Annotated in this window: 10 protein-coding genes; all 10 read left to right on the top strand. The window is 59.5% G+C overall.

Annotation, left to right across the window (positions count from 1 at the left end; genetic code table 11):
* Positions 1-9 precede the first annotated feature (9 nt).
* The 10 genes from RGV33_RS24365 (at position 10) to RGV33_RS24320 (ending at position 11,650) form a co-directional block, all read left to right on the top strand.
* Positions 10-1,593: a flagellar hook-associated protein 3 gene (locus tag RGV33_RS24365; protein ID WP_322146678.1), complete on the top strand. Its 1,584-nt coding sequence runs from the start codon at positions 10-12 to the stop codon at positions 1,591-1,593.
* A gap of 303 nt (positions 1,594-1,896) precedes the next feature.
* A complete protein-coding gene (locus tag RGV33_RS24360) occupies positions 1,897-2,826 on the top strand; it encodes a ketoacyl-ACP synthase III (protein ID WP_322146676.1) in 930 nt (309 codons plus the stop codon).
* 267 nt (positions 2,827-3,093) lie between these two features.
* Entirely contained in the window at positions 3,094-4,545 is a 1,452-nt protein-coding gene (locus RGV33_RS24355; protein WP_322146674.1) for a flagellin, read from the top strand.
* Positions 4,546-4,619: 74 nt separating this feature from the next.
* Entirely contained in the window at positions 4,620-4,979 is a 360-nt protein-coding gene (locus RGV33_RS24350) for a flagellar protein FlaG (RefSeq protein ID WP_322146672.1), read from the top strand.
* An 81-nt stretch (positions 4,980-5,060) separates the two neighbouring features.
* Positions 5,061-6,443, top strand: coding sequence for a flagellar filament capping protein FliD (fliD, locus tag RGV33_RS24345; protein ID WP_322146670.1), 1,383 nt, complete (start codon positions 5,061-5,063; stop codon positions 6,441-6,443).
* A 131-nt stretch (positions 6,444-6,574) separates the two neighbouring features.
* A complete protein-coding gene (fliS, locus tag RGV33_RS24340) occupies positions 6,575-6,970 on the top strand; it encodes a flagellar export chaperone FliS (RefSeq protein ID WP_322146668.1) in 396 nt (131 codons plus the stop codon).
* Positions 6,971-6,994: 24 nt separating this feature from the next.
* On the top strand, positions 6,995-7,291 hold the full coding sequence (locus tag RGV33_RS24335; protein WP_322146666.1) for a flagellar protein FliT: 297 nt from the start codon (positions 6,995-6,997) through the stop codon (positions 7,289-7,291).
* A 172-nt stretch (positions 7,292-7,463) separates the two neighbouring features.
* Positions 7,464-8,939, top strand: coding sequence for a sigma-54 dependent transcriptional regulator (locus tag RGV33_RS24330; protein ID WP_322146664.1), 1,476 nt, complete (start codon positions 7,464-7,466; stop codon positions 8,937-8,939).
* A gap of 110 nt (positions 8,940-9,049) precedes the next feature.
* Positions 9,050-10,261: a sensor histidine kinase gene (locus RGV33_RS24325; protein ID WP_322148732.1), complete on the top strand. Its 1,212-nt coding sequence runs from the start codon at positions 9,050-9,052 to the stop codon at positions 10,259-10,261.
* Positions 10,262-10,267: 6 nt separating this feature from the next.
* On the top strand, positions 10,268-11,650 hold the full coding sequence (locus RGV33_RS24320) for a sigma-54 dependent transcriptional regulator (RefSeq protein WP_322146662.1): 1,383 nt from the start codon (positions 10,268-10,270) through the stop codon (positions 11,648-11,650).
* Positions 11,651-11,776 lie beyond the last annotated feature (126 nt).

The following is an 11,776-nucleotide window of genomic DNA, read 5'->3' as shown; positions in this document are numbered from 1 at the left end:
TCTGGGACGATGCGTATTTCTACACAGCAGTATTTCGACACCAGCGCCAGCAAGTATCAGACGAACTATTCCGGTGTGGTGAAAGCCCAGGACCAGGCGAGCAGTGGTATCCGGGTACAAACCGCGTCGGATGACCCGGTGGCGGCTGCGCGCTTGCTGCAATTGCAGCAACAGAAAGACATGCTTGGCCAGTTCAGCGGCAACATCAACACCCTGCAGAACTCGCTGACCAACGAGGAGACGGTATTAAAGAGCATCAACACCGCCCTGCAGCGCGGTAATGAGCTGGCACTGCGTGCGGCTAACCAGTCCCTCAGCGATGACGACCGTAAATCGATCGCCAGCGAGGTGGGAGCGCTTGAGGATCAGGTGTTGGGCCTGCTCAACTCCAAGGATGCCAGCGGTAACTACATGTTTTCCGGGTCTAAAACCGACACGCCGCCTTACCTGCGCAATAACGACGGTACTTACACGTACCAAGGCGACGAGACGCCGTTGAGCCTGCAGATCTCGGATAACTTGTCGATGGCGGCTGGCGATACCGGCAAGGCGCTGATGGAAAGCTCGACCAACACTGGCCGCACCCAGGCCACGTTGTTGCCGCCGGCGGTCAATGACGGCAAGGTTGCGGTGTCGGCGGGCACGGTGACCTCCGGCGTCACCTACACCAAGAGCTTTACCGACGGCCAGCCCTACAAGCTGACCTTCAGCAGCAGCACGCAGTATTCCGTGACCGATAAGGACGGTAACGACATTACCTCCGAGATTCCCGGCAACGGCACTTTCGACGCGACGAAAGAAGGCTCGTCCAGCGTCAACCTGCGGGGCGTCAAGTTTGATATCAGCCTGACCCTCGGGGCAGACGTGGCACCAGGTGCCGCCTCCGATGCACTGGTGGCAGGCAAGGCGTTCACCCTGCAATCCAAGCCGGACACGTTCAGTGCTTCGCGTTCGCCCGGCAACCCGTCGACCGCACAAGTGACCGGCGGCCAGGTGACGGACCAGGCGGCTTACGCCAGCACGTTCCCGAATACCGGTGCGGTGATCAAATTCACCAGCGGCACCGCGTATGAGGTGTATGCGCAGCCCTACACCCCAAACAGCAGGACCATCGCGACAGGCACCATGGCTGCCGGTGCGACCTCGATCAACGCGGCCGGTGTCACTTTTGATATCAGTGGTGCGCCGGGGGCGGGCGATCAGTTTGCGGTCAGCGCCGTCAGCAACAAGAACGAAAACGCGCTGGACACCCTGAGCCAGTTGCGTAAAGCCCTGGAAACGCCGGCGGATGGCAACCTGGTCGCGCAGAACAACCTCAAGGACGTGGCGGCCAAGACCATCGGCAACCTGAACAATGCCAGCTCGCAGATTGACCAGGTGCGTGGCTCCATTGGTGCCCGCCAGAACGCCCTGGACCTTCAAACGGATGAAAACACCAGCCTGGGGACTGCCAACACCAACACCATGAGCTCGTTGGGCAACGTCGACATGGGGCAGGCCGCGATCAACCTGCAGCTTCAGCAAACCATGTTGCAGGCCTCGCAGCTGGCTTTCGTGAAAATCTCCCAGTTGAGCCTGTTCAGCAAGATGTAATTTGCGCAGCAGCCAACCTGCGGCTCACCCTGGAAACGGGGTGGGCCGTTGTCGTTTTTGGCGCGTGTATGTCCCCGTGTTTCGCACAAAGCGCAGAAAATTGAGTGACCTGTGAGTCATAAAGCGCATCTTCACTGTATCGTGTGAAAAGGATAGGTCGTCGCCAGGTCTCTGCGAGGGCCTGCCGCCCAGGTGTAAAGGCGGTTTTCGGCGAGTTTTTTGCGGGGTTATCCCCATTATTGTCAGCGCCCGGCGACCTGTTTCGCGGGGTGTTCTCCAGCTATTTAGTATTGGGAAGCCACAATGATTGGCATAAAAAGCATCGCCAGTTACGTGCCGGCAGACGGGATCGATAACTACGCCCAGGGTGCCAAATTCGCCAAGGATGAAGAATTCATCATTGGCAAGATCGGGTCGGCGTTCCTGCCGCGCAAGGATGCCGCGCAGGAAACCTCCGACCTGTGCGTCGAGGCGGTCAACGCCTTGTTTGCCAACAACCCCGAGTTGAAGCGCGAATCCATCGACGCGCTGATCGTCGTTACCCAGAACGGCGACGAAGAGGGCTTGCCTCACACCGCCGCCATCGTCCAGGACAAACTGGGCCTGCCGACGCACGTGGCGGCCTTTGACATTTCCCTGGGCTGCTCGGGCTACGTCTACGGTATCTATGCGATGAAGGGCTTCATGGAAGCCACGGGCCTGAAAAACGGCCTGCTGGTGACCGCCGACCCGTACTCCAAGATCGTCGACCCGGAAGACCGCAACACCACCATGCTGTTCGGCGACGCCGCGACCGCCACCTGGATGGGTGAAGACGCGCCCTGGCAGTTGGGCAAGTCCAAGTTCGGCACTGACGGTTCCGGTGCGCCGCACTTGAAGGTCAGCGACGGCGTGTTCTTCATGAATGGCCGCCAGGTGTTCAACTTTGCCTTGCTCAAGGTGCCGGCGCATTTGCACGAGCTGCTTAACGAATCGGACCTCAAGGCTGACGAGATCGATGCGTTCTGCATCCACCAGGGCAGTGCGGCGATTGTCGACGCCGTGGCCCGGCGTTTTGAAGATGCGCCGGTGGATAAATTCATCAAGGACATGGTCGAGACCGGCAACACCGTGTCTTCGAGCATTCCGCTGCTGCTGGAAAAGCACATGCTCGACTCCACCTGGAAGCGCGTAGCAATCAGTGGTTTTGGCGTGGGGTTGTCCTGGGGCTCGGCGATTTTGCATCGCCCTTGATGGCTTAAAGGCGCTGCACAAAAAAACGCCCATGATCGGAAGATCATGGGCGTTTTTTATTTGACGCCAGAAAAGCCAGCAATTGCTGAGGTTTGGGCTAGCGTAAATGCTTGAATTACAAGGAGTGGCACGGTGCTAGTAAAAAAAATCAAAAAAGTCCTCAAGCAACCTGCTTTCACGACGATAACTATTACGAAGGTTCTCTAGGCCACACCCGGCGGTTGCCAGGGCCGGAAGCCGCAGTACACCACCCACGAGGATTTCGTCATGGCTTTAACAGTAAACACTAACCTTGCTTCGTTGACCGTTCAGAACAACCTGAACAAGGCTTCCAGCGCCCTGCAAACCTCCATGCAGCGCCTGTCCTCCGGCCTGAAGATCAACAGCGCCAAAGACGATGCGGCCGGCCTGCAAATCGCCGGTCGTCTGACCAGCCAAATCAACGGCCTGGGCGTTGCCATCAAGAACGCCGGTGACGGTAACTCCATCGCGCAAACTGCTGAAGGCGCGATGCAGCAATCCACCAACATCCTGCAGACCATGCGTTCCCTGGCCCTGTCGTCCGCTAACGGCTCCCTCAGCGCTGATGACCGCAAGTCGAACCAGGCTCAGTACGCTGCTCTGACTTCTGAATTGACCCGTATCGCTTCTACCACCACTTTCGGTGGTCGTAACCTGCTGGACGGTTCTTTCGGTACTACCGCTTTCCAAGTGGGCGCCAACGCCAACCAGACCATCAACATGAGCCTGGGCAACGTATCGGCCAGCAACATTGGTTCGCAGCAGTTGTTGTCCAATGCTCCGACACCAGGCGGCGGTATTGCAGGCGGCAAAATCACCGTTACCGGTGGTGGCCAGGTATCTGATGAGCTGACCATTGACGCAAAAGCCTCGGCCAAGGATATCGCTGCTCAGTTGAACGGCGCAGTCGGTGGCCTGCAGGCTACCGCTAGCACCGAAGCCAAGTTCACGTTGCCTACTACCTTCCCGACGACCTCCCCAAGCGGTGCCTTCACCCTGACAGTCGGTAGCGGTGCCACTGCTCCTAAAGTTTCGTTCACCGGCATCACCAGCGCTTCTGACCTTGCCGGCCAACTGAACTCCAACGCCGCCAAACTGGGCATCAGCGTTAACTTCGATCAGTCGACCGGTTCTCTGTCGATCAAGTCCGACTCGGGTGAGAACTTCACCTTCTCCGCAGCTGACGCTGGTGGTGCGACCATCGGTGTTCAGACCAAAGGCGGCGATGGCAAGTTTGGCGCCGCAGCAAACCTGTCTACTACTGCTGACGTGATTGCCACCGGCGCTGTAGCCTTGAACTCCAGCTCCAGCTACTCCCTGTCTGGCACCGGCGTTCCCGGCGTGTTCGGTGACGGAACTGCAACCGCTGTCAACTCGGGCAAAGTCGTGGTCAGCAACACTGACGTGACCACCGCTGCCAACGCACAAAGCGCTGTTGACGTGCTCACTCAGGCCCTGTCGACCATCGACTCCCAGCGTGCTGACCTCGGTGCTGTACAAAACCGTTTCGACAACACCATCGCCAACCTGCAGAGCATCTCGGACAACTCCACCGCTGCTCGTGGCGTGATCCAGGACGTTGACTTCGCTTCTGAAACTGCTCAGTTGACCAAGCAACAAACCCTGCAACAGGCTTCCACCGCGATCCTGTCCCAGGCGAACCAACTGCCGTCCGCTGTACTGAAGCTGCTTCAGTAATAACGGCACTTGGTAACTGACGGAAGGGCGCGTTTACGTGCCCTTTTGTCTTTTCCGCGATGAGGAGATTGGTCATGGACATGAGCGTCAAGTTGAACCTGTCTTATCCAGCACCGGCGCAGCAGAATGCGACCGCTCCAGTAGCCGTCGATGCGCAGAAACCCAAGGTCGACGCGTTGGCCAAAGCGGACGATCCGCAGCAACCGTCGAGCCATACCGACCTGAAACAGGCGGTCAAGGACATTAGCGAATTCATCCAGGCTGCCCAGCGCAAACTGGATTTTTCCATTGATGACAGCACCCACCAGGTGGTGGTCAAGGTCATCGCAACCGAAAGTGGCGAAGTGATTCGCCAGATCCCTTCGGAAGTTGCACTGAAACTCGCGCAAAGCCTTCATGATGCCAGCAGCGTGCTATTTGACGCCAAGGTCTAAACTGGCATGAACTTTGTTGCAGAAACCGCGCGACGCGGTGTTTGTCAATAAAGCATCAGCCCCGGATTTAGGAGAAAGACGATGACAGTCGTAGCAGGTCTAACGGTCAACGGCCCGGGTACGGGTATCGACGTTCAAGGTCTGGTAAAAAGCCTGGTGGGGGCGCAAACCGCACCCAAGCAAGCGCAGATCAATACTCAGACGAAAACCACCACTACCCAACTGACCTCGATCGGCAAGATCCAGGCCGCGCTGGATGCGTTCCGTGGTGCCTTGACCAACATGACCCAGACTGTCAGCTTCAGCGGTCTGAGCGCCACGATGTCAGACAGCAAGCTGGCAGCGGTCACGATCGGCCCCGGCGCCGCTGCGGGTAGCTATAAGCTGAGCGTAACGCAGTTGGCGACGTCGTCGAAGGTGTCCTCCGCAGTCATTACGGGCGGCGACAGCAAGGTTATCAATGCCGGGACTTCAGCCACCTCGCTGACGATTTCTCAGTCTGGCAAGGACTATGGCGTGAGTGTTCCGCCAGGGGCGACCCTTGGCCAGGTGCGTGATTCGATCAACGCGCAATACGCCAGTGTCGGCTTGAGTGCCAACATTCTGACTGACTCCAACGGTTCGCGCCTGGTGGTATCGTCCAGTACTACCGGCGCTGGCACCGATATTACCCTCAAAGGTGACTCGGGCCTGGAGGCGGGTGCGACGGCTGTCGGTTCGCCGCCGCAGAACGCGAAATACACCCTGGATGACACGCCTCAAGAGTCGACATCCAATAACCTCACCAACGCCATCAGTGGTGTGAGTATCAACCTGCTGGCGGCTTCGACGGACATCACCGCGCCGTCGACGATTACGGTGGCTGTGAACAACGCGACCCTGAAGTCGGCGGTCAAGGGGTTCACGGATACCTACAGTGCCCTGATCAAGGCCGTGAATACTGAAACCCAGGTCACCACCAATGCCGATGGCACTGTCACGCCGGCCGGGTTGACCGGGGACAGCACCGTACGCGGCATGATGAAGTCGATACAGAGCGTGATGAACTCGGTCACAGGTACCGGAGCCTTCAAGTCGCTGGCACAATTTGGCGTGACGACTGATCAGACGGCGGGCACGTTGAGTGTCAAGGACGTGACCTTTGACAAGGCGGTACTGACCAACGGCTCTGACCTCAACAGCATCTTCAGCGGCGACAACGGGCTGCTGTCACGCTTGACGAGTGTCACCGATGGCTACGCACAAACCGCGACTGGGGTGTTTGCCTCCAGGTCCACGACGTTGCAGGACAATCTGAAGGACTTGTCCAATCAGCAGGATGCGCTGAACACGCGCTCTGATGCCCTGACAGCCTCCCTGACGGTTAAGTACAACGCAATGGATGCCCTGGTAGCGCAGCTCAAGTCCCAGAGCGACAGCGTAATGACCACCCTCAACTCGCTGAACAATCCGAAGACCACCTGATAGGTGGGCCGGTAGAGCCCGCCCAAGGCGCTGTGTCACAGCGCCAGGCGGGCTAAAGTTTTTTGTAACGCCGTCGACATAATAATCAGCGTCCACCCTTTTTTAGTTGTCGCCTGTCACGAGGTAGAAACATGAATCCCATGAGAGCCCTTCGCCAATACCAGAAGGTCAACACCCACGCCCAGATCTCCGAAGCCAGCCCGCACCGCCTGGTGCAGTTGCTGATGGAAGGCGCGCTGGATCGTATGGCGCAAGCCAAGGGTGCAATGGCTCGCGGTGATATCGCGCAGAAGGGGCTGATGCTGGGCAAGGCGGTGGACATCCTCGTCGGGTTGCGTGACGGCCTTAACCCCGAGAAGACCCCTGACCCGATTGCACTGCAGCAGTTGGATAACCTGTATGCGTTCATGAGCATGCGCCTGCTGGAAGCCAACCGTCAGAACGACGCTGCGATGATCGATGAAGTCGCAGGTCTGCTGATTACGCTCAAGGAAGGCTGGGATGGGATTGCCGCAGAGGCACAGTAGGCCGTGAGGCCTGAGGACGATGTGATGAGTCAAGCATTGCAAAAAATTGACGAGACCCGCGAAGCGTTGTCTGACGCATTGGCTGAACGTAATTGGGGGGCCATCGGCGAACTGGACTTGGGTTGCCGCGCGTTGATCGATGCTGCGCTCAACGAGGAATCGGCGGACGAGGCAGCCATTCGGGCAAAACTGGAAGACTTGCTTTCGGTCTATCAGCAGTTGCTTGAGGCAACAACGGGCGAGCGCCAAGCTATTTTCGAAGAGATGGCGCAGTTCAACCGAGCTAAACACGCGTCAAAGGTTTACCATATGTTCGGCTGAAAGCTCAGTTAATCCGAACAAGGTGCGTCATAAATTTGACTGTGCACATATTTTTGACTTAACTAGTGATATTTTCAGACGTCAGAAAGCTGTAGGGCAGAGAAAGCCTACAGCTATCTAGATTGCCCCCGACTCGAGGGCATTAGAGTTTTACTAGGGAAGTTGCTATTGCATGTGGCGTGAAACCAAAATTCTGCTGATCGATGACGATAGCGTTCGGCGCCGCGACCTGGCGGTGATCCTGAATTTTCTTGGCGAAGAAAATCTACCCTGCGGCAGCCACGATTGGCAGCAGGCGGTCAGCTCTTTGTCGTCGAGCCGTGAAGTCATTTGCGTACTGATCGGGACGGTAAACGCTCCTGGCGCAGTTCCGGGCTTGTTAAAGACCCTGTCAACCTGGGATGAGTTCCTTCCGGTGTTGCTAATGGGCGATATTTCTTCTGTCGACCTGCCGGAAGACCAGCGCCGCCGCGTGCTTTCCACCCTCGAAATGCCCCCCAGCTACAGCAAATTGCTCGACTCCCTGCACCGTGCCCAGGTCTATCGCGAGATGTACGACCAGGCCCGCGAGCGCGGCCGTCACCGCGAACCCAACCTGTTCCGCAGCCTCGTCGGCACCAGCCGTGCGATCCAGCACGTGCGCCAGATGATGCAGCAAGTGGCCGACACCGACGCCAGCGTGCTGATCCTCGGCGAGTCCGGCACCGGCAAGGAAGTGGTCGCGCGCAACCTGCACTACCATTCCAAGCGCCGCGACGGGCCTTTTGTGCCGGTCAACTGTGGGGCGATCCCGGCAGAGCTGCTGGAAAGCGAACTGTTTGGCCACGAGAAAGGTGCCTTTACCGGGGCGATCACCAGCCGTGCCGGGCGTTTTGAGCTGGCCAACGGCGGCACCCTGTTCCTCGACGAAATCGGCGACATGCCGCTGCCGATGCAGGTCAAGCTGCTGCGGGTCCTGCAGGAGCGCACCTTCGAACGCGTGGGCAGCAACAAGACCCAGAGCGTCGACGTGCGGATCATTGCCGCCACCCACAAAAACCTCGAAAGCATGATCGAGGTCGGCAGCTTCCGCGAAGACCTGTACTACCGCCTCAACGTATTCCCGATCGAGATGGCGCCCCTGCGTGAGCGCGTCGAAGACATCCCGTTGCTGATGAACGAATTGATCTCGCGCATGGAACACGAAAAGCGCGGCTCGATTCGTTTCAATTCGGCGGCGATCATGTCCCTGTGCCGCCACGGCTGGCCGGGCAACGTGCGTGAGCTGGCCAACCTGGTGGAGCGCATGGCGATCATGCACCCGTACGGGGTGATCGGCGTGGTCGAGTTGCCGAAGAAATTCCGCTACGTCGACGACGAAGACGAGCAACTGGTGGACAGCCTGCGCAGCGACCTGGAAGAGCGCGTGGCCATCAACGGGCACACCCCGGATTTCAGCAATACCGCGATGTTGCCGCCCGAAGGCCTGGATTTGAAAGACTACCTTGGCAGCCTCGAACAAGGCCTGATCCAGCAAGCCCTGGATGACGCCAACGGCATCGTTGCCCGTGCCGCCGAGCGCCTGCGCATCCGCCGTACCACCCTGGTGGAGAAGATGCGCAAGTACGGCATGAGCCGCAAAGAAGGTGATGAACAGGCAGATGATTGACGCCTGTTTTTCAACTGACTGAAAACTAAGCCTATTTTTTTAGGCACGGGTATTGCTACAGCACTCGCAACGTTCCGTTTAACTGACGGTCAGCCAAGCGAGAGAGCATGATGCCCCACGCCGCCCAACTATCTTCGGTCCCTGATATTCAGGGGCCTGCCCCCTCCGTAGAGCAGATCAGTCGCCTTGGGCTTGAACAGGCGTTCTCCCTGTTCAACCAGATGTCGAGCCAGTTGACGGACTCCTACAGCCTGTTGGAGGCCCGGGTTTGCGAGCTCAAAGGCGAATTGGCGGTGGTCAGTGCCCAGCGCATGGAAGAGCTGGCGGAAAAAGAGCGCCTGGCCAACCGTCTGCAAAATCTCCTCGACCTGCTGCCCGGTGGCGTGATCGTCATCGACGACCAGGGCCGCGTGCGCGAAGCCAACCCGGCAGCGTGCGACATGCTCGGCCTGCCACTCGAAGGCGAACTGTGGCGCGAAGTCATTACCCGCTGCTTTGCGCCGCGAGAAGACGATGGCCACGAAATCTCCCTCAAGGACGGGCGTCGCCTGTCCATCGCCACCCGTTCCCTGGATGCCGAGCCGGGCCAGTTGGTGTTGCTCAACGACCTGACTGAAACCCGTCATCTGCAAGATCAGTTGGCACGGCATGAGCGCTTGTCATCGCTCGGGCGGATGGTCGCTTCCCTGGCGCATCAGATTCGCACGCCGCTTTCCGCCGCATTGATATACGCCAGTCATTTGACTGACGAAACATTGCCCACGGCCACTCACCAGCGGTTTGCCGGGCGCCTCAAGGAGCGCCTGCACGAGCTGGAGCATCAGGTGCGCGACATGCTGGTGTTTGCCCGCGGCGAATTGCCGCTGACCGATCGCGTTACCCCGGCCGCATTGATGCAGTCTTTGCAAGCCGCCGCCGCGACGCATGTCCAGGAAGCGTCAGTCCGTTGGCAGTGCGACAGCCACCTCGGCGAGTTGCTGTGCAATCGCGACACCCTGGTGGGCGCGCTGCTCAACCTGATCGAAAACGCGACCCAGGCCAGCGGCCCCGGCGCACGACTCAAAGTGCACCTGTACAACCGTGGCAACACCCTGCGCCTGAGTATCAGCGACAGCGGCAGCGGGATTGACCCGGTGGTGCTGCAACGCCTCGGCGAGCCTTTTTTTACCACCAAGACCAACGGTACCGGCCTGGGCCTGACCGTGGTCAAGGCGGTCGCCCGCGCGCATCAGGGAGAATTGCAGCTGCATTCCCGGTTGGGTCGCGGCACGTGCGCGTTGATCACGCTGCCGCTGTTTTCATGCGCCCTCAGCGCGGAGTAAAAAGTCATGGCTATCAAGGTTCTATTGGTTGAAGACGATCGCGCCCTGCGTGAAGCATTGGCTGACACGCTGTTGCTGGCGGGCCATGACTACCGGGCGGTCGGTTCTGCCGAAGAGGCCTTGGACGCGGTGGAGCATGAGTCCTTCAGCCTGGTGGTCAGCGACGTGAACATGCCGGGCATGGACGGCCACCAATTGCTCGGCCTGTTACGTGCGCGCCAGCCGCAATTGCCGGTGCTGCTGATGACCGCCCACGGTGCCGTGGAACGCGCCGTCGATGCCATGCGCCAGGGCGCTGCGGATTACCTGGTCAAACCTTTCGAACCCAAAGCCTTGATCGAGCTGGTTGCCCGGCATGCCCTTGGCACGGCGGGCGCTGCCGATGGCGAAGGCCCGATTGCGTTCGAGCCGGCCAGTGCGCAATTGCTGGAACTGGCAGCCCGTGTCGCCCGCAGTGATTCCACGGTGTTGATTTCCGGCGAGTCGGGCACCGGCAAGGAAGTGTTGGCGCGTTATATTCACCAGCAATCCCGCCGCGCCAGCCAGCCGTTCATTGCGATCAACTGCGCTGCGATCCCCGACAACATGCTCGAAGCCACCTTGTTCGGCCATGAAAAAGGCTCGTTCACCGGCGCCATCGCGGCGCAAGCCGGCAAGTTTGAACAAGCTGACGGCGGCACCATCCTGCTCGACGAAATCTCCGAAATGCCCCTGGGCCTGCAAGCCAAATTGCTGCGGGTATTGCAGGAGCGCGAAGTAGAGCGGGTGGGCGCACGCAAGCCGATCCAGTTGGACATTCGCGTGGTCGCCACCACCAACCGCGACCTGGCGGGCGAAGTGGCGGCGGGGCGCTTCCGTGAAGATCTGTTCTACCGGCTCTCGGTGTTCCCGTTGGCCTGGCGCCCGTTGCGCGAGCGCCCGGCCGATATCATCCCGCTGGCCGAGCGCCTGCTGGGCAAGCACGTCAATAAAATGAAGCATGCCCAGGCGCGCCTGTCGGCCGATGCCCAGGCCTGCCTGATCAGCTACCCATGGCCCGGCAACGTGCGGGAACTGGACAACGCGATCCAGCGTGCGCTGATCTTGCAGCAGGGCGGCCTGATCCAGCCTCAGGATTTCTGCCTGGCCATGGGCACGGGCGCAGCGCCGTTGCCGAGCCTGGCTGCGGCTTCGCAGGTTGACGCCGCGCCTGCCGAGTCGGCCGGTGCCTTGGGCGACGACCTGCGCCGCCGCGAATTCCAGATGATCATCGACACCCTGCGCTCCGAGCGCGGGCGCCGCAAAGAAGCCGCCGAGCGCCTGGGCATCAGCCCGCGCACCTTGCGCTACAAGCTGGCACAAATGCGCGATGCCGGCATGGACGTGGAAGCCTACCTCTACGCCACCTGAAAATTCTCGAAGCCGACAGGGTTAGTCGCCTTTTCTTACGAATTGCCACGGAGCTGGCACCCTTGTTGCTACCACCCCAGTAACCGCTGCGTAGTGTCAAAAAATTGCGGGTCGTCGGAGAGAGAA

It is taken from the genome of Pseudomonas sp. Bout1 (assembly GCF_034314165.1).
Classification (GTDB): Bacteria; Pseudomonadota; Gammaproteobacteria; order Pseudomonadales; family Pseudomonadaceae; genus Aquipseudomonas.
This window is presented reverse-complemented; position numbering and strand designations above follow the sequence as displayed.